The organism is Luteibacter sp. (genome assembly GCF_036500425.1).
Classification (GTDB): domain Bacteria; phylum Pseudomonadota; class Gammaproteobacteria; order Xanthomonadales; family Rhodanobacteraceae; genus Luteibacter.
Window position 1 is genome coordinate 118,876 of sequence record NZ_DASYCB010000060.1, and the last position, 20,473, is coordinate 139,348.

At 64.8% G+C, this 20,473-nt stretch carries 21 protein-coding genes; 6 read left to right on the top strand and 15 right to left on the bottom strand.

The window, feature by feature from the left end; translation table 11 throughout:
* The first annotated feature begins 164 nt into the window (after nt 1-164).
* A complete protein-coding gene (locus VGN46_RS15800; protein WP_331644896.1) occupies nt 165-638 on the top strand; it encodes a hypothetical protein in 474 nt (157 codons plus the stop codon).
* 207 nt (nt 639-845) lie between these two features.
* Nucleotides 846-1,478 (top strand): hypothetical protein, encoded by a 633-nt coding sequence (locus tag VGN46_RS15805; protein ID WP_331644898.1) that lies wholly within the window; start codon nt 846-848, stop codon nt 1,476-1,478.
* A 799-nt stretch (nt 1,479-2,277) separates the two neighbouring features.
* On the opposite strand, the gene VGN46_RS15810 is transcribed toward VGN46_RS15805, so the two are convergent.
* The 15 genes from VGN46_RS15810 to VGN46_RS15880 are packed head-to-tail and all read right to left on the bottom strand — an operon-like array spanning nt 2,278 to nt 17,135.
* Complete coding sequence (locus tag VGN46_RS15810; protein WP_331644900.1) at nt 2,278-3,504, bottom strand: glycosyltransferase family 4 protein; 1,227 nt, start codon at nt 3,502-3,504, stop codon at nt 2,278-2,280.
* Entirely contained in the window at nt 3,501-4,625 is a 1,125-nt protein-coding gene (locus VGN46_RS15815) for a glycosyltransferase family 4 protein (protein ID WP_331644902.1), read from the bottom strand. Before VGN46_RS15815 ends, VGN46_RS15810 begins: the two co-directional genes overlap by 4 nt.
* A 12-nt stretch (nt 4,626-4,637) precedes the next feature.
* Complete coding sequence (locus VGN46_RS15820) at nt 4,638-6,143, bottom strand: B12-binding domain-containing radical SAM protein (protein ID WP_331644904.1); 1,506 nt, start codon at nt 6,141-6,143, stop codon at nt 4,638-4,640.
* An 11-nt stretch (nt 6,144-6,154) separates the two neighbouring features.
* Nucleotides 6,155-6,853 carry a class I SAM-dependent methyltransferase gene (locus VGN46_RS15825; protein WP_331644905.1) on the bottom strand — a complete coding sequence of 233 codons (699 nt, stop codon included), beginning with the start codon at nt 6,851-6,853 and terminating at the stop codon, nt 6,155-6,157.
* Nucleotides 6,854-6,860: 7 nt separating this feature from the next.
* Nucleotides 6,861-8,006 carry an amidohydrolase family protein gene (locus VGN46_RS15830; protein ID WP_331644981.1) on the bottom strand — a complete coding sequence of 382 codons (1,146 nt, stop codon included), beginning with the start codon at nt 8,004-8,006 and terminating at the stop codon, nt 6,861-6,863.
* Between the two features lie 59 nt (nt 8,007-8,065).
* Nucleotides 8,066-8,902: a class I SAM-dependent methyltransferase gene (locus VGN46_RS15835; RefSeq protein WP_331644907.1), complete on the bottom strand. Its 837-nt coding sequence runs from the start codon at nt 8,900-8,902 to the stop codon at nt 8,066-8,068.
* Entirely contained in the window at nt 8,862-9,761 is a 900-nt protein-coding gene (locus tag VGN46_RS15840; RefSeq protein WP_331644909.1) for a Wzz/FepE/Etk N-terminal domain-containing protein, read from the bottom strand. The genes VGN46_RS15835 and VGN46_RS15840 overlap by 41 nt, the downstream gene beginning before the upstream one ends.
* 15 nt (nt 9,762-9,776) lie before the next feature.
* Entirely contained in the window at nt 9,777-10,910 is a 1,134-nt protein-coding gene (locus VGN46_RS15845; protein ID WP_331644911.1) for a hypothetical protein, read from the bottom strand.
* Nucleotides 10,907-11,821, bottom strand: coding sequence for a glycosyltransferase (locus tag VGN46_RS15850; RefSeq protein ID WP_331644983.1), 915 nt, complete (start codon nt 11,819-11,821; stop codon nt 10,907-10,909). The genes VGN46_RS15845 and VGN46_RS15850 overlap by 4 nt, the downstream gene beginning before the upstream one ends.
* A 2-nt stretch (nt 11,822-11,823) precedes the next feature.
* Nucleotides 11,824-13,080 (bottom strand): O-antigen translocase, encoded by a 1,257-nt coding sequence (locus tag VGN46_RS15855; RefSeq protein ID WP_331644913.1) that lies wholly within the window; start codon nt 13,078-13,080, stop codon nt 11,824-11,826.
* On the bottom strand, nt 13,077-14,201 hold the full coding sequence (locus VGN46_RS15860; protein WP_331644915.1) for a DegT/DnrJ/EryC1/StrS family aminotransferase: 1,125 nt from the start codon (nt 14,199-14,201) through the stop codon (nt 13,077-13,079). Before VGN46_RS15860 ends, VGN46_RS15855 begins: the two co-directional genes overlap by 4 nt.
* Complete coding sequence (locus tag VGN46_RS15865; RefSeq protein WP_331644917.1) at nt 14,189-15,121, bottom strand: GNAT family N-acetyltransferase; 933 nt, start codon at nt 15,119-15,121, stop codon at nt 14,189-14,191. The genes VGN46_RS15860 and VGN46_RS15865 overlap by 13 nt, the downstream gene beginning before the upstream one ends.
* Nucleotides 15,108-16,037 carry a hypothetical protein gene (locus VGN46_RS15870; RefSeq protein ID WP_331644919.1) on the bottom strand — a complete coding sequence of 310 codons (930 nt, stop codon included), beginning with the start codon at nt 16,035-16,037 and terminating at the stop codon, nt 15,108-15,110. Before VGN46_RS15870 ends, VGN46_RS15865 begins: the two co-directional genes overlap by 14 nt.
* 10 nt (nt 16,038-16,047) lie before the next feature.
* Nucleotides 16,048-16,713, bottom strand: coding sequence for an acetyltransferase (locus VGN46_RS15875; RefSeq protein ID WP_331644921.1), 666 nt, complete (start codon nt 16,711-16,713; stop codon nt 16,048-16,050).
* The gene (locus VGN46_RS15880; protein WP_331644923.1) at nt 16,698-17,135 is read right to left on the bottom strand and encodes an FdtA/QdtA family cupin domain-containing protein; all 438 of its coding nucleotides are present in this window, start codon (nt 17,133-17,135) and stop codon (nt 16,698-16,700) included. The genes VGN46_RS15875 and VGN46_RS15880 overlap by 16 nt, the downstream gene beginning before the upstream one ends.
* A gap of 141 nt (nt 17,136-17,276) precedes the next feature.
* Between VGN46_RS15880 and VGN46_RS15885 the strand changes: the two genes are divergently transcribed.
* From VGN46_RS15885 to VGN46_RS15900, 4 genes are read left to right on the top strand one after another with little or no spacing between them, the layout of a single operon-like run.
* The gene (locus VGN46_RS15885; protein WP_414675265.1) at nt 17,277-17,840 is read left to right on the top strand and encodes a cytochrome b; all 564 of its coding nucleotides are present in this window, start codon (nt 17,277-17,279) and stop codon (nt 17,838-17,840) included.
* A gap of 38 nt (nt 17,841-17,878) precedes the next feature.
* Nucleotides 17,879-19,228, top strand: coding sequence for a cytochrome C (locus VGN46_RS15890; protein ID WP_331644927.1), 1,350 nt, complete (start codon nt 17,879-17,881; stop codon nt 19,226-19,228).
* A gap of 20 nt (nt 19,229-19,248) precedes the next feature.
* Nucleotides 19,249-19,650, top strand: a complete 402-nt coding sequence (locus VGN46_RS15895) for a c-type cytochrome (protein WP_414675266.1) — start codon at nt 19,249-19,251, stop codon at nt 19,648-19,650.
* 54 nt (nt 19,651-19,704) lie between these two features.
* The gene (locus VGN46_RS15900) at nt 19,705-20,463 is read left to right on the top strand and encodes a hypothetical protein (protein WP_331644929.1); all 759 of its coding nucleotides are present in this window, start codon (nt 19,705-19,707) and stop codon (nt 20,461-20,463) included.
* The last annotated feature ends 10 nt before the right edge of the window (nt 20,464-20,473 follow it).

Consider the following 20,473-nt stretch of genomic DNA (forward strand, 5'->3'; position numbering starts at 1 on the left):
CCATACTTCGAATTCGAGGTGAGGCGAAAGAACGGTCCCACAACCTATCTGACGGATGTAAACCAAGCAGCATCCGAGTTGATCGCCGTCGCTTGTGAAGAGAAGACGTCTGGCCTGCCAAACCCCGCGCGACCGAGCGATCCGTGCGGATGTGGTGACCAGCGATGAACCAGATGAAAACTGCTCAAGCTGACAAGCGAGACGTACTTTCCCCTAGCAAACTCGCAGCGATGCTGGTGGCCTTAGCCTCAGCCGCCTTTGGCACCCTGCCTGTATGGGTGATGCATATCGCTCTCCCAGAAGATGGTCTTCGTCCACGCATCGTCAGCGCCGCGTTCGCCCTCGCCTTCCTTACCGTCGCGACGCGGTCCGTCGAGTCGTTCTCGGCAAGACTGTGTAAGAGCGGTGCATCGCAGATCAAAATATCTATAAGGCGATTAGCTGTGGCGAGGCAACGCATTGGGTGGAACGAAGTCTCCAGCGCAGTCAGTGATGGCCGATACCTTTGGCTGAATTCACAAGGAGTCAGAATTCAGATCGACTCAGGCGTGTTCTGGCATACGGGCAATGTATTCGATCATGCAGAGAGGCACCTTCGCCCTTTCGGAGTAATCATCGCATTCATAGATAAGACGTGAATAAACCACCCCTTGTGGGCTGCACAGTGTTCGCAATGCCAAGGACGTTAGAGCCCCTCGCGATCGCGTCCGACATTGCGATCGCCTCTTCTTCGGAGCAACCGTCTCAGGCGCAGGGGCACTAATGGACTCTTCCGATTGCGGTTGCCAATGAGCAAAGTATCGACATACTCGATCAAACGGGAAATACGTCGACGCATAGATCCGATGCTTACGGGCATCGGATTTATCAGAACCGAGTTGCCGGCCGTCTACACGAATGATCCAAGGGCCGCCGATCTATGCACCTCGTACATGGGTGAGCGGTGGTTGAAGGTTTCGGATCACCAAACGCAGATAATTGAGATCGAGTTCGACGGTCGATCCCGCGCAACGTTCCATGTATATGGCGGCATTGTTCCCAGCGACGGTGTGATTATCCGAAGTAAACTTGTGGCAGCAAGCGAAGTCCTAGTCGTTCAGCTTGACGCTTACTACACCCTCTCCGCTCGCAGATTCACATATGAACCGTTCGGCCTGAATGGCAGAAACAGGTTCGACATCACAGATAAGCAAATCGTTGATGGCTTCCTTTCGAAATTGCATCGACTGGTCGACGCACTTACAACGGGACGAGGAGAGTCGGCATTCGTTAGATACACCGGAAGGCGATCCGGACTGATTTTTCTTGCACGAATCACGATTTCGTCGACCGCGTATTTCGCGACATTAGTGGCAGCAAGATACTGCAACGGCGACATATGCACGATTCTTCCAGCACACCTTCATGAATTTACCAATATCCTGGCTCCAGGGGCATTCGTAGTTACCTATGCAACGCTTCGCCTGCTCCACATCTAGACTCCGTGATTACAACGCGAGCGGTGATCGGCTGGCCCTGCACGCCCATGGGAGCACGGACAGCTACGCCTACCAGCCAGGCACCCACCGCCTCATCCGGGCGGATGGCAAGGCGCGGAAGTACGACGACGCGGGCGCTCCAAAGGATCCAATGCAAGACAATTGTGGCTGCGGCGACTAATTGATAAAGAACAATTCAACCATGCAGAACCCACCAAAGCCCAGCCGAGTACTTTTACTCCTTTCGATTCTTGTCCTCGCATGCCTCACTGCCACGCCCCTTTGGGCCGTGGCAACATCACCACCGGATACACCCATCATCCCCTACGCAATGGTCACGGCTCTCGCACGCACAATGTTGTGCGTTTCATTCTATGTGGTGGGTCACTTCACTGTCCGGCTCTCCTTCACATCGGCTTCGAAACTAAAAATTAAGTTGGGAGCCTACCCGCGCATTGGCGTTTGCCGTCTTCCTTGGACACGTGTCGAAGATATTTCCGTTGATGGCATTCTGATTGCTATCCGCGCAGGGGATGAGGTGATCTTCGTTAACACGGCCGTATTCGTGAATCCCGAGGAAGTCGCCAGATTCATTCATGAGCGCATGTCGGATGCGCGACTCTTATGAGAAAAGTGTGGATATACACCATACTCGCTTGCCCGTTGAGCTTCGCGAGTTACTGGCTTGAATATAAAATGGGCGCGGTCAAACTATTCGCTTTAGCGATCCCCTATCTGCTTCTTGGCCGCTGGGTTGCGGAGAAGTATGGAAAGTAGCCGATCGCGCGCAAGCGCGCTCCTACAGGAGACCTGCGTCTTGCTTTAGGGGTTCTCGTGGGGAGTGGTAGCTGGCGTATTGGTGGGTGAAGGCCGCGGCGGTGTGGTCGGCGTCTTCCATGGTTGCGCGGTGTTGGGCTTCGTGGGCGAGGCGTTGGCGTAGGGGTTCGTTGTTGGCGATCGTGGTGATCGCGTCTGCCAGGCCTTTAGCGTCGCCGGGTGGTGCGGTGAGTGCGGCGGTGGAGGACCACTCGGCGTAGTGGCCGACGACGGTGCCTACGGACGGGATGCCGAGGACGGCGGCTTCGAGGAGGACGAGGGGGCCGGCTTCGTGGCGGGAGGACATGACCAGGAGGTCGGCGTCTGCGAGTAGCGGACGTAGGGCGGCCTGGGTGCGGAAGCCGAGGAAGTGGACGTGATCGGCGATGCCGAAGTCGTGTGCCAGGGCCTGGATGGTGCCGTTGAGCGTGTCGACGCCGATGATGTTCATCTCATAAGCGGCGCCTTGTTGCGTGAGCAAGGCGAGTGCATGGAGCAAGGTGGTCTGGTCTTTGACCGGGTTGAGGCTGGCGACGTGGATGAGCTTTAGCGTTTCGCCGGTTCGTGGGCGGGGTGCTATCGCCGGCCAGCGGTCGAGGTCGACGCCGAGGGGGATGCGGGTGGCGCGAACGCCAATGGCGCACAGGGAATCGATGATGGGGGCGCTTGCGGCGGTGACGTTCGCGGCACCACGCAGGACCGCGGATTCGCTGATGCGGCTGCGTAAGCGGCGGCGGCCGCCGTAGCCGATGTCGTTGAGGGCGACGAGTTCGCCGCCGGCGATGTGGACGGCGTAGGGGATGCGCAGGAGGGTGGCGGCGATGGCGGCTACCTGGCCGCAGGAGCCGGAGAAGAGGGATTGCAGTACGTCGAAGGGGGCGATGCGGTGTTCGCGGAGGATGGCGAGGGTGGTGCGTACGCGGATCCAGCCGGTGCGGCTTCTACGCGTTGTTGGTTGATCGCGCGCAAGCGCGCTCCTACAAGGGTGCGCGTTGTTGGTATCAGAGCCGCGAGGATTCCAGTGGTCGCCTATGTTGTGGATGTGGGCGCCGCGGAGGGTCCAGCGGGCGGGGGTGGGTTCCTGGTGGAAGGCGAAGACGTGGACGTCGTGGTCACGGGCGAGGCGTTCGATGAGCGCGAGGAAGGCGGGGATGACGCGTTCTTCGCCGCTACGATCGACGCCGCCGGGGAGGATGATGCCGATTTTCATGCGCGCAGGCGCCGGGCGGTGTCGAGCTCGGCATACGCGGAGGCCCAGCGGCGACCCAGGGCGGGAAACGAGAGGCGTGCCTGGAAGTGCTCGCGCACGAGTTCGCGTGGCGTCGGGTGGCGCGAGACGGCGAATAACGCATCGGCGCAGCGTACCGCGTCGCCCACAGGGTAGAGCCGCCCTACGGCGCCGTTGCCAGTGAGTTCGCGGAAGGACGGAATGTCGGTGACTACCGGCGTCGCTCCGCACGCCATGGCTTCGAGCAAGGCGAAGCCGCAGCTTTCGGCGTGGCTTCCGCTGATGTACACATCGGCGGCACGCATCAGTGCTTCCACCTGCTCATGCGGCACCTTTCCGATCAACTGCACGCGATCGCGCAAGCGCTCATCAGCGGCGATGCGTCCGCGCACGGCCTGCAGCAGCGGCGTGCTACCAAAGACGCAGTAAAGCCTTGCCTTCGGCACGTCCACGGCAAACCGGGCAAACCCTTCCAGCACGGTCAAAGGATCCTTGTTCGCATTCAAATGCCCTACCCACACCACGGCAGGCGAGCCAGTGACACCGACCAAAGCACGCGCCGCCTCACGGCTACCCGGCGTGAAGCGACAACTGGATTCCGGGATCGAAAGCACCCGCATGGTCGAAGGAAACAACCCCGCGACCTCGTACCGATGCGCCAGGGGTGCGGCCGTAAACGCAACGGCATCCACGCTACGCATCCAGCGCCGCCAAGGTGTCCGCCGCCACCACGATGGCACACGGTCGGCATGGTCTTGCAGCACGATGGGCAGCGAAGGCAGCAGTTGGGCCATCGCGTGCGCTTCCTCTGCGCAAGCGAGGCTGTGGATATGCAGTACGTCGGGCAAGCGACCGCGTAACAGATCGGCGACGCGGCGACCACGGGCGCGCGCCGAAGCACACTCGCGCAGGTCGATGAAGTGGTAATCGATGCCGTTCCGGATGAAGCGCTTCTCGTGATCCGCCGCCTGCAGCACCGTCACCTGCGGACCGCCCGCGGCGACGGCTTCGGGAATATCGGCGAGCGACGGCCACTGGATGAATAGCTCCGCAGGCGATATGCCAGCGGGCGCGGGATGCAGGTTGAGCTGGGTCACGCGCATGGCCTGCCCCGCCTAGATGCCGGAGACCTGCGGCAGGCGCAGCTTCACCAGCCGGTTGGCAAGATTCAGCTCCCACGGCTTGTCATAACGACGACGCTGATAGCGCCATGCGGCCAGTGCACTGAGGCTGCGCTTGGCCCACGGCGGCGAGCGCGTGTCCTGCACGGTGGGGAAGCGGCAACGCAGCACCGTGACGAAGTCCTGGATATGTCGGCGCAGATCATCGGTAAGCCAGGGCGCGTCGGCGTGGCAGGCGTAATCGACCCAGCGTTTCTCGGTCCATTCTTCCGGCGACGACGGAAACACCATCGGTTCGCCGTTCAGATCAAGCAGCGGCATCGACGCGCGCTTGCCGCGATCCTTCTCGTGCTTACTGCTCTCCGGCAGCGGCGTGTAGATGTACACGATGATCTCGGAGGCCGGGTTGATCCGTTTCAGTTCGCGGATGAACTCGAAGGTGTGCTCGGTCTCTTCCTCGGTGTTTTCCGGCGGTGCGACCATGAACGAGAGCTCAGGGATCACACCATGCCGCCGGCACAACTCAGCGACCTCCAGGGTCTGGTCCGGGCGCGTACCCTTGCGGATCTCCTTCAGCATCGCGCCACTCGGCGACTCCGCGCCGATATACGCCATCTTCAGGCGGCTCTTGCGCACCAGCTTCCAGCTGCTCTCGGAAAGATTCAGCAGTGCATCCGAGCGCGCGTAGCACCACCACGGCAGTTCCATCTTCGCCATCACTTCCAGCAACGGAATCATTTCTTCCTCGCGGTCGAAGAAGTTGTGATCGAAGTACTGGATCGAGTCCGCGCCGAGATGGTGCTTCAGATAGGACAGATCGCGTTCCAGCCGCGCCGCGGCTGGTAACTGCGTCGTGCCGCCGAACATCGCAGCCACGCCACAGAACGTGCAGCGGAAGCGGCAGCCGATCGCGGCCTGGTGCGCGGCGGTACGCCGGCCGAGGAAGGTGCGCGCGAGGTAACGCCGCGGGTCGCCCAGCTTGTCGTACGGCAGGACGATGCCTGGGTCGGTCAAGTGGAACTTGCGGTTCGGGTTGTGCACCGGGTTGCCGCTGGTGTCTTTCCACGACATGCCGGCGATGCGCGATACGTCACGATCCGGCCGTGCCAGTGCGGCGATAAGGTCCGGCATGGTCTCCTCGCCCTGCCCGCGCACGGCGTAATCCACATACGGCGCGGAAAGCGTGGTGTCGGTATACAGCGTGGGGAAATACCCGCCCCAGATGATCGGAAGGTGCGGATGGTGGGCACGCACCGCCTTCGATACCTCGATCGAAGGCGCCATCTGCGGACCACCCATTACGCTGATGCCCACGGCATCCACGGGATTCGTGGCGATGGCACGCAATGTCGCGTCGACGATATCGCGGTCGACGTTGCCATCGACAATCGTCGTTTCGCCGTGGCGATCGAGCGCGGACGACAGGTTCAACAGGGCCAGGGGAAAGCGTGCGCCCTGGCGCGAGGTGATCGTCGGGTTGACCAGCAAGGTATGCGGCATGGTGTCTGTCGTTAGCTAGCAAGGCGGCGCAGGCGGAACACCAGCGCCACCGGGACCTCAAGGGCGATGGGATCGAAGTGGGCGCCGGGCGGGATATCCGCCGGGTCGAGCATCGGCTCGGCGACCGCATCGATGGCAAGACCTGCGCGAGCGCAGGCGGCGTGCCAGTGGCTGTAGTAGTGAGTAGCGTGGCGGACGGCATAACGTTGCCCTTCCGCGCGGAAATCGCGACGCCAGCCGAGCGCCGCACCCACGGGGTGGAAGTCGCTCACCACCAGGGTCGCGCCGGGCCGGGCGACCCGCGCAAATTCATGCAGGACAGCACCCAGGTCCGGCACATGACCCACGGCCAGGCCGCACAGCAGCACGTCGGCGCTGCCGTCAGGCAGGGGCAAGGCCGCCAGGTCGCCCTGGGCCAGGGCGATGCGCGCATCGGACGGGGCGTCATCGAACAATGCCGTGGCGCGGGCCAGCATCGGGCCGGAGAGGTCGACGCCGACCAGGGTCGTCGCGCCGCGTGCCATCGCATGGCGCAGGTAGCGGCCGCTGCCACAGCCTGCGTCGACGACCTGCTGGCCTTCCAGGCGGCCGGGCATCAGCGCGAGCATCGCGCGTTCTTCCGCATGCATCAGGGGGTTGTGTGCGTAGGCCGGATACGAGGCGGCCCAGAGCGCGTACGCGGGTGCGGGATCGAGGGTCGGCGTTTCCATGGCGTCCTCAGTGGGCCTTGCGTGAGACGCGTTCGAAGCCGGGCTCCAGGGCCATCAGGGCGGGGTCGGCTAACGAAGCAGCCACGAGCTTGGGCCGGCCATCCAGGGTGACCGCGACCGTGTCGACGCCGGCGGCATCGAACCAGGCGGCGAAGTCGGGATCGGCGATGCAGGGGCGGCCGTTGCGGATGACGGCACGCAAGTCGGCGCGGTGCAGGGTGTCGAGGAGGGAGGCGTGGTCGTGGGCGGTGTCGCGCGCAAGCGCGCTCCTACAGATCACGAAGTCTGCAAGGCTGCCGGGGTTGAGGGTGCCGCGGTCTTTGAGGTGGAAGATGCGGGCGGCGTCGGAGGTGACGAGGCCGAGTAGCACGGAGGCGGAAAGTTCGTCGCGTTCGCGTACGCCGCAGAGTTCGTCGAGGAGGTCGCGTGCGCCGGAGAGGCGTGAGTCGCTGCCTAGTGTCAGCCGCCCTGCTGCAGCGAGCGGTCGGGGATCCAGCGTGGTGCCGAGCAGGTTGCGATTGCTCGCCGGGCACCAGACCACGGCAGCGCCGCGTGCCACGACGCGCTGCATGCCTTCGGCACCGAGACCGACGCCGTGGACCAGGATGCTGTTCGCGCCCAGGCAACCCATCGCATCCAGTGCATCCAGCTCGTCACGCGCCGTGGCGTCGCTGCCTTCCGCCAGATGGATGATCCAGGGCGTTTCGGGTGGCGTCGCAAGATAGCTCTCGCGTACCGGGGGACCGAACGACGGTCCGCCCAACGCGTAACTCCAGCCATGGCCACGCAGCAATGCGACGGGGAAATCTTCGGTGTCGAGCACGTCGTGCCACGGATCGTGATGAACCACGCACGTCGTGCCCGCAAGCAGGTTCTTCAGCGCACCGTGACGCATCCGCAACGCCTTGGGAATGGCGAGCGAAGCCTGCACTTCAGGCGCTTCGAAATGCGCCTGGAACGCATCGATCCACGCGTAGCTGTTCGGAAACACGGCGCCGCCCGGCAAGGGCGGAACACAGTTCACCTGCAGGTGTTCATGCGCGTTGATGAGGCCGGGTAGCACCACGTGATCGCGCAGGTCGATCTCGACCGCACCGCGGGGGGGGCGCGACGCAAAGCGCGTACCGTCCACCGCCGGCGCATGGCGTGACATGCCATGCACCGTGATCGCGGCCGCACCACGCAGTACCGCACCACTGGCGCGTCGTGCGCTCAACGGCGATGCATCACGATGAGGAAGTGATCGCCCATGTCGCGCAGCAGCGGCAAGCCACCGAGACGATCATCCATGCGGCCGAGCCTTTCGTAGAAAGCCGGGCGCCGACGCACGCGATCGACCATATACGGCGGCGGCATGAACAGGCTCAGCGCGCGATAACGGCTGAGCGCGAAGTGCTCGGAGAACGCCGCGTAAAACTCGCGCGGCAGGTAATACCAGGTCCAGATGGTGTGCTTGTTCATGCCCACCGGGGTAACCCCGCGCGCACCGCGCACCATCGCGCGACGCAGGCGCCCGCGCATGGCGTAGTGGCCGACTTCCCACGGGACGATCCGCCCCATCACCGAAAACACCAGGCTGCCGCCGGGGCGGACCAGCCGCGCACATTCCGCGGCGACCTTCTCTAGATCAGGTGCACAGTTCAACGGCCCGAAATTGGAATAGATCCCATCGAACTCGCCCTCGATCTGATCGAGCTCCTGGATGCCGACATGGACCGCATCGAGGCGTGAGGCCACGCCTGCCTCCTCCGCCCGCTCGCGTGCGCGCTCCACCATCCGTGGCGACCAGTCGCTGGCCGTGACCCGAAAGCGGCTGCGCGCAAACTCGACGGCATCGATGCCGGTGCCGCAGCCCAGATCGAGCAGGCGCGAGCCTGCCGGCAGTTCTTCGCGCACGGTGGCCCACAAGGTGTGGCGCATGCGCTGGATCAGTTCGTTGTTGCCGCGCGGCCCGTCGTAATCGGCCGCTACGCTATCGAAGGCCTCCTGCGTCTCGCGCAGGCGGACATCAAGCGGCGTCGGCGTTGCCAGGTTGTGCCTCATAGTCATCACGTTCTCCGCCGTGCCGGTTAGCTGCCCAGTGAGTGCCGGGAACAGACCCGCGGGTTGAACGCCGTCGCGCATCCGCCGCAATCGCAGCGAGCACACCCACGAAGAGCCCACCCAGCACGCCCAGGCCGCCGATCAACGGGATCATGGGCGCGACCGGGTTCTCCGAGACGCGGACCGGCCAGGGCATGGAGGTCTCGAAGGTGTAATTCGCCTCAAGCCGGCTCCGGATCTCGGCGCGAGCCTGCTGCAGGTCGCGGATGCCGGCATCGGTACCGGCAAGTGAAAAACTGGCGAGTGCGCCCTCGGCGTGCGTGCCATCCGCTTCGCCGCGCAGGCGCGTGCGGTCGGTCATGGCTGCATCCAGCTCGCCATCAATCTCCAGGAGCCGCTGCCGGGCCGTCGTAAGCGGTACCGCACCGATTACCTGGTGAATCGCATGCAGGTGATCCACCGTGGCCAGGGCGAGCTGGCGGGCATCGCCGGGCGAGTACGCGCGGATCGTCACGTGCAGCAGGTTCGCGTACGGCTGCGGATCCAGCTTCATGCTGGCCCGGTACAGCCGTGCTTCGGGGCCCTTGAGCGGGATGCCGATGCCGCTGAGCACCTCGTCCTTGAAGGCGTCCGTTTTCAGGCGCTCCATCACGCGCAGCAGCGATTCCACCTTGGGATCCTGCCCCACCGGCGCCGCGCCCATCTGGCCAATCTGGATCCAGGCATCGACTTCCCATTGCCGCTTCGCGGTCGCGAGGTAGCCCCCGACCACGACGAGCACAAGGAGGAAGACGCCGAGGAACCACCAGCGCTGGCGGGCAAGAAGCCGCCACATGTCGATCAGATAGATCTCGTCCTGTTGCATGGAAGGGTGCCGTCGTCAGTAAGGGGAAGGAAGGAGCGCACGGCGGCTGGGCAGCCACGCCGCGATCAGTTGCAACACCAGGCACAGCCCGATGAAGCCGAAATTCATCCAGATGAAGGCCTGTGGCGCGAACGGTGCCATGAGGCAGACATAGGCCATGCGCAGGAAGATCAGCAGCGCGAACAGCGAGGTGGAGCCCGCGATACGCCGCACGCTCCACCGCATCAGCAGGTACAGCACCACCAACGCCGCCAACGCTCCCAGCGGTCCCCAGGCCAGCAGGAACGGCAGGAACTCGGTGCCGACGTTCACATTGGAGGCATCCAGGGGGATGCCGGTTCCGGCGGTGGCGATGGAGCCCTGCAAGGGCACGAGCTGGTTCATCAGGAAATCGCTGTTGCGATACCCCTTTGCGATCATCGAAGCGAAGTTGTAAGGGCCGGCGCTCACGTACAGCAGCAGCCACTGGACGCCCGCGGGCATCGCCTTGTAGAAATCACCGAAGGGCAAGGCGACCGTCGCCACCGAACCCGAGCGGAGCATGCCGAGCAAGGAGAACGCCGTGGCACCGACGATGCCGAGTCCCGCCACGGCACGCCACGGTAGCGGCCGCGCAGGATCACGGCGGAACACCGTGACCAGCGCAAGCGCCGTGACACCGGCGAAGATTCGGTTGCGGTCGATCACCAGTACGGGAAACAGCAGCCCCGCTGCGATCAACGCATAGCGCAATGGCCGGTTATGCGTGCACAGCACACCGATCACCGGCAGGATCCAGCAAAGATCGGCGATGCGACGAATGTGTTCGTGGCCGCCCTCCATGGCCGCGTAGGCCGAGGGGTCGTGGATGATCGCCACCGGGAACAGGGCGAGGTCGAGCCCGCAGAACAGCAGCACGCCAGCGGCGAAGGCCAGCCCGACGAAACCATCGCGGGTGTGCGCGTAGTCCCGTTCACGCAGCGCCTGCCACGCCGGCAGCCGGTCAAGGCCGATGAAATCCGCCGCGATGACCAATAGCGCACCGATCACAAGCAGGAGCAGGCCCGGGAGATAGCCCTCGGGCAGGTCGAAGATAGACGCCGTCACCGCGCAGGCCAGCAGCAGCGGCCACGCGATATACGTAGACGGCATGCGCAGCAGCGCTCTCATGCTTCCTCCGGGTGCGGATGCGCTGCCGCGGGGCGAATCGCCGCCCAGCAGCGCAGCAAGGCATAGCAGCCAAGACGAGCGGCCAGCCGGCCAGGCTTGCCCTGGAGGAACGCGACCTTGGCGCCGATGTAATGCACCTGGGCGCGCAACAGCGTTCGGCACGGCTCATCGAACAGGCACAGCCGGCGGATCGCGACGTCGCGGGATTCTTCCAGGTTCACGATGCGGGTCGCGCGGTGCCGCGTCTTGCTCAGGTTGGCGCCGTGCAGGCGATACGCACACACCGGGATATCGATGAAACCCAGCGCATCATTCGCGGCGAGGCGCAGGAACAGGTCCCAGTCGTCGATGCGCAGGCCTTCGGTCCAGCGCGCCACCGTCTCCAGCGCGCTGCGGCGCAGGAGCGCGACGGGGCCACCCACTGCCCAGCGGGTGATGACCGCCCGGCGAATGCCCTGGTCCGTTGAATACAAGCGCTTGTCCGCGCCATGCAGGTCGGCCATGCCACTGGCATGCAGACGTTCGCCGTCACGATCGACCACCACGGAGTCGCCGATGACCGCGCCCTTGCATGGGTGGCGCAGCAGGTAACCCACCTGTGCCTCCAGCCCACCCGGCAACAGGTAATCGTCGCTCGCACCAAGCCGGTAGAACTCGCCATGCGCACGCGCGGCCAGTTCATTCAGCGTGGCGGTGATGCCCTTGTTCTCGCGCTGGGCGAACTCAACCGGGACTTCGTGCCCATGCCGCGCGATCCAGGCCTGGATCCGTTCGCTGGTCTTGTCGGTCGAACCGTCATCGATGATGACGATTTCCTTGGCCGGATAGCCATCTTCGAGGACGCTATCCAGGCAGCGCTCCACGAAATCCTCATGGTTGTACGCAGGTATCAGGATGGAGACGAGCGGCAGGGTCACGTCGGTAGCCTCCCAAGGTAACGGCGCACGACGACCAGGTTGAACAACAGGTAGGCCAGGTAATTCAGCGCAAACGCGAACATGGCGCCAGGCAAGCCGAAGCGCGCGGTGAAGACATAGACCAGCACGAGGTAACTCGCGGCGAAAATACATTCCGAGACCACGAAAAGCCGGGTCATCGCCTTCGCCAGCATCAGGTACGAGCAGATGAATGCGGCGATCTTCACCACGTCGCCCGCGAGCTGGGGCGCATAGAGATCGTTGGCGGGCGCGAAATCGGTGCTGAAGAGCAGCCAGGTGACCCAGCCGCGCAAGACATAAATGATCGCCGCACTCACGGCCACCGCGGGAAGCAGTACGCGCGCCGCCGAGCGAAGCTCCGCCTCCAGCGCCGCCCGGTCGGTGATCGAGGCGAGCTTCGGCAGGTAGTAGATGTTGATCGCGGTGGTGAAGAACAACAGGTAGGCATCCGACACGCGCGTCACCGCCTGCCAGTAACCCACTTGCTCCCAACCGAACGCGCCCGCCAGGTGATCGCGCACGGCGATGTTCACCAGCGGCGGCAAGAGCGCCGAGGACAGACTCATCAGGGAGAACGCCGCCAGCCGCCGGGTCATCTCCGGATCGAAGCGCATGCTGAGCATGCCGCGCTGGAAGTACGGACTCCGCCACCACGCGGGCAAGCCAACCAGCAACCAGAACAGCTGGCCCAGAACCACCGCCAGCAAGGCACCGTACAGCGCGAACCAGCGCGCGAGGCAAAGCGCCAGGGCTACGCTGAGCAAGGAACCGAGCACCTGAACCAGCGCCAGCCGGCGTACATCCATGAAGCCGTTGATCACCGCCAGGACGTAGTTCACCAGGGCAATGCCGAGCTGTGCGATGGCCAGCACCCGGATAAGGCTGTCGTAGGAGGGATCGCCGAGCAGCCACGCCGCCAGCGGGCGTGCGAACAGCAACGCCGCGCAAGCCATGGTGCAGGACGCCGCCATGGCATAGCCGAGCGCCGAGGCAAGCAGGCGCGAGAGGCGTTCCGGGTCGTCGCGGTACTCAGCCACATATTTCACGACACCCGCGCTGATCCCACCGCCGGCGAGCACGGCGAGCAAGGACATGAGGCTCATGAACTGCCCGAGGCGGCCCACCCCGACCGGGCCGGCGAGCCACGCCACGAGTTTGACCAGCACCAGAGCGGCGCCGAGCCGCGCGGCCGTGCCCAGCGCCGACCATGCGCCCGCGCGGACGATATTCATGCAGCCTCCGCGTAGGCACGGCAGGCCGCGATGACGTGCGCGACCTGCGCGTCGGTGAGCACCGGACTCATCGGGAGGCTTAGTACCTCGTCATGCAGTTGCTCGGTCAGCGGAAGCGCCAGCCCAGCCAGTTCGGGATACGCCGCCTGCCGATGCGGAGGCACCGGGTAATGCACCTGGGTCTGCACGCCCAAGGCGCCCAGGTGCCGCTGGAGATCATCGCGCCAGGCGCAGCGCACGACGAACAGATGCCACGCGTGCGCTTCCTCGCTGGTCGCGGCCGGGAGGATGATCCCCGCGTTCGCGATACCCAGGCGATACGCCATGGCAATGTCGCGACGCCGTGCCGTATCGGCATCCAGGTAGCGCAGCTTCACCCGCAGCATGGCCGCATGGATCTCGTCCAGACGCGAATTGATCCCGCGCATCGGGTGGTCGTACTTCACTTCGGAGCCATAGTTGCGTAGCGCCGCAACGTAGGTTGCCAACTGGTCATCGTCGGTAACGACCGCACCGCCATCACCCAGCGCACCGAGGTTCTTGGTGGGGAAGAAGCTGAAGCCCGCGGCGTGGCCGAACGCGCCCGCGCGCGTCCCGGCGAGCCGGGCCCCATGCGCCTGCGCGGCATCCTCGAGCATCAGCAGACCGTGACGCCCGGCGATTTCAGCGAGCGAGGCCATGTCGGCCAGCTGGCCGTACAGGTGCACCGGCATGATGACCCGGGTACGCGGCCCGATCGCCGCTTCCACCCGCGCGGGGTCTAGCGTGAACGTGACCGGATCCGGCTCGACGGGCACGGGATGCAGGCCGTTCTCACTCACCGCCAGGAAACTGGCGATGAAGGTGTTCGCCGGTACGATAACCTCGTCACCATCGGTCAGCTCACCCATCTCTTTCCAGGCGCGCAGCACCAGCGAGAGGGCGTCGAGACCGTTACCCGTGCCGACCGCGTGGCGCACGCCGCAGTAAGCGGCGAACTCTTTCTCGAAGGCGGCCAGTTCGTCGCCCAGGATGTACCAGCCCGAATCGATGACTCGGGCGGCAGCAGCCTTCAGCTCGTCCGCATGGCGGGCGTTGACGTCGTGCAGGCTAAGGAAGGGTACGTCCATCACAGCAGCCACTCATAGTGATCGTGGACCACGGCGCGGGCGCCAAACGATTCCTTCTGTGCGACCAGCCCCGCGTTGAGCACCCTGCCCTCGTCTTCCGTGGATACACCGAAACTGAAGTGGCGACGTTGCGCGTAAACGCCGCCAACGAGGTCAGCCAGGAGCAGACTCAGCGCACCGCAGGCGCGACCCGCGGCGGATGCGGCGAGGTATTGCGTATGCACGGTATGGCCGAAGTCATAGGCCAGCACACCCGCCAGCAGCTCGTCGCCGCGGTGGGCCTCGTGCAATACGATCTCATCGGGAAAGCGCGAACGCAGCAGTTCCAGTTCGGCAAGGCTATGGGTGGGCACAGCCTCGTGGCGACGCAATACCTCGGCCAGCATGGCGTGGAACGGTGCCATGTCTACGCCCACGCGTGTGGCGACCCCGGCGGTGCGCGCTCGGGCAATGGCGCGGCGGCGCATCGTATTCGTGGCCGGCGATTCGTGCGGCGCCAGCACCGAGGAAAGGTCGCGACGCATGAGCGTCGCACCCAGACGATGCAGCGCGTAGAGATCCTCCTCGGCGGCCGTCACGTGGAATACGTGCGGTACCGGTTTGTAAACCAGCCGGCATACGCCCTCACGGCGGTAGTACGCGCCGATCTGTTCGAACGCCGCCAGCGTGCCTTCGGCGCGCAAACCACGCAGGGCGACAAGCCCCCCGTACGTGAGCCCGGCGTGGCTCGCCACCGTCTCGCCATCACGGTTCGCGGGAAGCACCGCGACGACATCGCCCTCGTCTTCTACAAGCAACGACGCATCGGTAAAGCGGTCGGCGTGGTAATCCATGTACGCGCGTCGGTGCAGGAAGTTGCCGTTGCGCGACTGCGCCACGACGGCATCCCAACGTGATTCGTCGGCGGCGACGTACGGCCTAACGGTGAGCATGCCGAGCCTCCGCCATGCCGAAGCCATCCACGCCCATATCGTTGCCGTTGTAGAACATCAGCGTCCTGTCGCCCTGCTCGAAGAGGGCCGGGTAACAGATCGTGCGCGAGTCCCAGCCCTGCTCCGACAGCGCAAGACCGAACAGCTCGTCGTGGCGCTCCCAGTGGATGCCATCGGCACTGGTCGCGCAGCCGGGGAAGTAACCCCCCTTCGTATCGCCGCGGGTGAAGTACATGATGTACCCCGTATCCGCCCGATACACCCGCGGCCTGCCGATCCGGTATTCGTGACCCTGCGGAAGCAGGCAGACCGCGTCTCGCGTCGGCGCGCGCTGCAGGTCATCCGTCTCCATGTAGCGGATGTGATAGCGCGGGTAAGGCTGCCCGCCGATCGTTTCCCAGCCATCGCCTGCCGCGTACCAGAGGCGCCAGCGCCCGTCTTCGTACAAGGCCGAGTGGATCGCTGCGATGCTGCTCCGGCCCGGCGCGCGATCGAGCACCGGGGTTTCCTGCAGCCGCGCGAAGGCCTGCCCACCGTCGGTGGAAAGGGCCACGCCGGAGAAGGCCAGGAACTTCGCTCGCGCTACGCGCTGGAAGCCGACGTAGAACAGGTGCAAGCCACCCGGCCCCTCGGCCAGATCGCCCAGGATCATGCCGTTATCGTCGAAACATCCACCGCGCCCCACGTCCAGTACCGGCGCCTGGCTGACACCTACGACGTGCTCAGGTTCGTTTGCCTGCAGGTCCACGTAGCCGATCCGACCCACGCCCTCGTCATCGCGAAAGCTCGCGTAGACGCGGATCGTCTCGCTATCGAGGCGCCACGGCGTCGGCGTCAGCGCGGAATGGCGCATCCAGCCGCCCACGCCCTGGCGCAAGGTATCGAACACGAGGCCACGCTTGGTCCAGGCGGTCATGCATGCGCCCTCAAAGCGGGATATCCAGGCTGCGCTTGCCCGGCAGCGGCTTCGCCGGCGAGCCGACGTAGACCAGGCCGGGCTCGGTATCGCGCACCACCAGCGCCCCCGAACCGATGATGTTGTCGGCAGCCACGCGCACCTTGTCGTTGAAGGTGCTGTTGACGCCGATGAAGCTGTTCTCGCCGATCTCGCAATAACCCGACACCACGGCGTGCGAGGCCATGAACACGTTGTCGCGGATTAATGTGCGGTGGCCGATGTGGTTGCCGCTCCACAGGATGCAGTTATCACCGATGGTGACGAACGGCTGTATGACGTTGTCTTCGAAAATAAAGCAGTTCTCACCAATGCTGGCGTTACGCCACACGAACGCGCGCGAACTGATGTAGCGGGCGAAGCGGTAGCCGCGCGCCTTGAGGTCACGGTAGAAGCGCGTGCGCAGGCGATTGAGGCCGCTGGCAGGAATAGCGACGAAGACATCGACCTCGTCCGGCGGGTAGATCGTTTCGATGTCTTCATAGGCGACGACGGGGGTGCCGTCGATCAGTTCATCCTTGAGCCACGCACGCTCCACGGCAAAGGCCGCGATGTCGCGGCCGGCATCGTGGGTGAAGTACTCGCGGGCGATGAGCGCAAACTCGCCCGCACCGACAAGGACTAGCGGCCGGGCCATGCGGTAGCGACCTCGGGGAACACAGCGGCGCTGGCTTCGCGCAGGAACTGGTCGTAGTCCGCGATGTAATCCGTGGGGTCGTAGACCTGATCGGCCAGCACCATGACGACGCAGTCGTCACTGAAATGGTGCAGTTCCCGCCAGACCATGGGCCCGATCAACACCCCGCTGGCAGGGTCGTCCAGGGTCACCTCGGCAGGCCCGGTGCCATCGTCCAGCAGGAACGTCACCGAGCCACGTACCGCGACCGCCATCTGGGTCAGGGTACGGTGCGCATGTTGGCCCCGGCGGACCGAGTCCTGGGTGGCGAAAATGTAGTAGACGCGGCGGATATCGAACGGCACATCGCGCATGCCCTCGAGCGCCACGAGCATGCCGCGGCTATCGCCGTGGATCTGGAAAGGTATGCGAGTTATGTCCATGGCGAATCCCGGCGTGCCGCGGTGGTCTCGAATGAGTGCAGGGCACGTGAGGAAAGGTTGCGCGAAGGACCAGCGCAACCTTTCCCCAGGTATGCAGGCACTCATGCCCATATGTCGCCCGGCGTTCGGGCGCCCTGGGGAATGCCCTGCATGGCCTGGAACACCCAAGACGATCGCCCGGTACCGTGGCCGCGCCCCCTGCGCGTGCTGCACTGGCTTACCGTGCTGTGCGTCGTATGCGCTGCAAGCCTGATCCTGCTCCGTGACGAGGTCTCCGGCCGTGCGCTACGCATGTGGCTACTGGAAGGCCATCGCCATTTCGGCTTGCTGGTGCTCGTGCTGTTCGCGGTGCGGGTGGTGCTGCGGATAAGGACGGCGCGCCTGCCGCCGATCCCGATGCCACGGGTGATGCACCTCGCCGCCGGTGCCACGCACATCGCGCTTTACCTGCTGTTGCTCGGCATGCCGCTGGTGGGCTGGGCGATGAGCAGCGCGGGCGACCACGACGTGCATTTCTTCGGCCTGACCCTGCCGCGCCTTGTCGCCCCCGACGACGACCTCGCCGATCGCCTTCAAGCCCTGCATATCGACGCAGCCTGGGTCTTGCTTGCCCTGGTCTGCCTGCATATCGGTGCCGCCCTTTTCCACCATTTCGGCCGCCGCGACGGCCTGCTGCACCGGATGTGGCCGCGCAAGGGCGCCTGAGCGCCCGCCCCCACCCGTCACCACAAGGAGTTCCACCCATGCCACCGTTACCGTTCCGACGTCGACCGCGCGCCTCCGGCCACGCTGGGTGGTGGGCGGCGCTTGCCCTCGTCCTCTCGCTGGTGAGCCATACGGCCCAGGCCATCCCCGCCTATGCGCGGCAGACCGGCGCCTCCTGCGCGGATTGCCACGCGGGTGCGTACGGCCCCGCGCTCACGCCGTTCGGCATGCGCTTCAAGCTCAACGGCTACACCGATACCGACGGCCAGGGCACCAAGATCCCCGTGGCCGCGCAGCTCACTGAAAGCTACGTCAACCCGAAGACGGGCCCGAGCGATACCACGCTTTCCCAGGGTGATCTCTACCTCGCCGGCCGCCTCACCGAAAACGTCGGTGGCTACATCAAGGTGGAAGCCGACCGTACGGGGCATGACACCTACAACACGCGGCTGAGCAACATCGATATCCGCTACGTGGCGAAGGAACTGAAGATCGGCGGGAAGGACACGACGATCGGCGTGACCGTGAACAACAGCCCAGGTTTCCAGGATCCGATCGGCGCGCTGCCGAATGCCTCGTTCCTTGCCCCGGGCGGCGTCACCGGCACGCTGTTGAACCCGGGCGCCCCGAATACCCTGAACAATCGCGTGATCGGCGCCAGCGTGTATGCGTTGTACGACAAGGATTGGTACGCCGAAGCCGGTACCTACCGCTCGCTGCAGCGGAATACGCAGGACGACCTCGGTTACAACCTGGGTGGCGATCCCGGCAAGCTAAGCGGGACCGGCTACTTCCGCTTCGCGTACATGAAAGACCTGCGCAGCCAGTTCTTCTCGGCCGGCGTGGTCGCGCTCACCACGAAGCGCGAACTGCCGCGTGGCGCGGCCAAGGACAACATCAACGATTTCGGCTACGACCTCACGTACCAGTACCTCGGTAACCGCGAGCACATCGTGCAAGCCAGCTACGTGAATATCTACGAGCGACGCAAATACGGCGAGGCGCTGATCAATCCGCTCGTGCCGGGATCGCTGCAATCGAACCGCGGCTCCGCGCGCGATCAGGTCGGTTCGGTGACCTACACCTTCAAGCAGACCTACAGCATCCAGGTCTCGCAGCTGAAGAGCACCGGCAGCGGCAACGATGTGCGCTACCCACCGTTTGGTGATCCGGATAGCACCATCAACCTGTTCACCCTCGCCTGGGCACCGTTCGGCAAGGACGATAGCTGGATCACCAAGGGCAACCTGAAGCTGGCGGCCTCGTGGTTCCGGGTCACCCGCTTCAATGGCCGCGGCTCCAACGTGTTTGCCGCGCCGCCGGGTGTCCGCGGTGTCGACGCCTCCGACCTCAACGCTTTCACGCTCTCCGCGAGCATCGCCTTCTAGCCGTATAGGAACGACAACGCGTGACTCCCCCAAACCTCCCCACCCTGCCCGCCCGCCTCGTCGCGGCGGGCCTCATCGCAGGCTGGCTGCTAGCACCGCTGCCAGCCGCCGCCGGTGACGCCAAGGCAGGCCAGGACGTCTTCAAGTCCGAATGTGCCGAATGCCACGCCGTGGCCCAGGGCCGCAACAAGAAAGGCCCCAGCCTGTTCGGTATCGTCGGACGCAAGTCCGGCAGCCTGCCGGACTACAACTATTCCGATGCCCTGAAGACCATCGGCTGGACCTGGACCCCGGACCAGTTGCACACGTACCTCTCGCAACCCGCGAAGCAGGCGAACCCAGGCACCAAGATGAAATACGATGGCCTCGACAACGCGAAGGATATCGACGACCTGTTGTCCTACCTGGCCACGCTGCACTAAGGAAGGCACAGACGCGGCGCCTGTCCGAAGGCCTGCGATACGCATGACGATGTGATGTCCGACAACCTGACCCCTCGCGAGCCAGGCATAGCCCCGGATCGCCGCGACGCCTCTGCGCCGCGGCGGCGGTTGTTTGCGGCCGTGTCGCTCCTGGCCGCCGGCGCCCTGCCCGCGCATGCCGGTGACTGGGGCGGTACCGTGGCGGTGAGTTCACAGCTGGTCGATCGTGGCGTGGCAGTGACCCGACCCGGGCCCATCGTGCAGGGCGCGGTCAACTGGGTGTCGCGTGATGGCTGGTCGCTGGGCGCATCCGCCAGCTACGAGACCCGCGACCCCGGCCGCGTTGTCGAGACGCTCGTCCAGGTAGCGAAATCGTGGTCCCTGTCCGATGACTGGCAAATGCAGGCGGGGCTGCTCGAATACCGCTATCCCGGCGGCGGTGCCTGGCGCCCATATGACCGTACCGAAGTGAGCACCAGCGCGATCTGGCGCGACGTCCTGACGGCCAGCATCTCTGCTATCAAGCTCGCCCACGGCAGCGGCGGCCCGCGAGGTGCGGCCGATGTAGCGTTCCGCTGGCCCGTCGCCTGGCACGTCTCAGTCACGGGTGGGATCGGCCTCGCCCAATACCTGGCGCCGTTGCCCCAGTACTATCCTTACCGCCCGGACCGCTACAGCTACGGCCATGGTGGCCTGGTCTGGCAGGAAGGCGGCTGGCGGGTCGAACTGGTCCACGTCTTCACGAACCGGGAGCGGAACCGTGGCGAACAGCGCGTTTCCCCGTGGACGGCAACCGTGGCCCGGACCTTCTGATGCCATGGCA

Excerpts from the sequence above, each read along its gene's own strand:
- VGN46_RS15820 (WP_331644904.1), bottom strand. The coding sequence starts at position 6,143 with ATGCCGCATACCTTGCTGGTCAACCCGACGATCACCTCGCGCCAGGGC.
- VGN46_RS15845 (WP_331644911.1), bottom strand. The coding sequence starts at position 10,910 with ATGAGAGCGCTGCTGCGCATGCCGTCTACGTATATCGCGTGGCCGCTG.
- VGN46_RS15800 (WP_331644896.1), top strand. The coding sequence starts at position 165 with ATGAACCAGATGAAAACTGCTCAAGCTGACAAGCGAGACGTACTTTCC.
- VGN46_RS15890 (WP_331644927.1), top strand. The coding sequence starts at position 17,879 with ATGCCACCGTTACCGTTCCGACGTCGACCGCGCGCCTCCGGCCACGCT.
- VGN46_RS15840 (WP_331644909.1), bottom strand. The coding sequence starts at position 9,761 with ATGCAACAGGACGAGATCTATCTGATCGACATGTGGCGGCTTCTTGCC.
- VGN46_RS15875 (WP_331644921.1), bottom strand. The coding sequence starts at position 16,713 with ATGGCCCGGCCGCTAGTCCTTGTCGGTGCGGGCGAGTTTGCGCTCATC.
- VGN46_RS15900 (WP_331644929.1), top strand. The coding sequence starts at position 19,705 with ATGTCCGACAACCTGACCCCTCGCGAGCCAGGCATAGCCCCGGATCGC.
- VGN46_RS15885 (WP_414675265.1), top strand. The coding sequence starts at position 17,277 with ATGCCCTGCATGGCCTGGAACACCCAAGACGATCGCCCGGTACCGTGG.
- VGN46_RS15835 (WP_331644907.1), bottom strand. The coding sequence starts at position 8,902 with ATGACTATGAGGCACAACCTGGCAACGCCGACGCCGCTTGATGTCCGC.
- VGN46_RS15830 (WP_331644981.1), bottom strand. The coding sequence starts at position 8,006 with ATGTCACGCCATGCGCCGGCGGTGGACGGTACGCGCTTTGCGTCGCGC.
- VGN46_RS15880 (WP_331644923.1), bottom strand. The coding sequence starts at position 17,135 with ATGGACATAACTCGCATACCTTTCCAGATCCACGGCGATAGCCGCGGC.
- VGN46_RS15855 (WP_331644913.1), bottom strand. The coding sequence starts at position 13,080 with ATGAATATCGTCCGCGCGGGCGCATGGTCGGCGCTGGGCACGGCCGCG.
- VGN46_RS15825 (WP_331644905.1), bottom strand. The coding sequence starts at position 6,853 with ATGGAAACGCCGACCCTCGATCCCGCACCCGCGTACGCGCTCTGGGCC.
- VGN46_RS15815 (WP_331644902.1), bottom strand. The coding sequence starts at position 4,625 with ATGCGCGTGACCCAGCTCAACCTGCATCCCGCGCCCGCTGGCATATCG.
- VGN46_RS15865 (WP_331644917.1), bottom strand. The coding sequence starts at position 15,121 with ATGCTCACCGTTAGGCCGTACGTCGCCGCCGACGAATCACGTTGGGAT.
- VGN46_RS15870 (WP_331644919.1), bottom strand. The coding sequence starts at position 16,037 with ATGACCGCCTGGACCAAGCGTGGCCTCGTGTTCGATACCTTGCGCCAG.
- VGN46_RS15810 (WP_331644900.1), bottom strand. The coding sequence starts at position 3,504 with ATGAAAATCGGCATCATCCTCCCCGGCGGCGTCGATCGTAGCGGCGAA.
- VGN46_RS15805 (WP_331644898.1), top strand. The coding sequence starts at position 846 with ATGCTTACGGGCATCGGATTTATCAGAACCGAGTTGCCGGCCGTCTAC.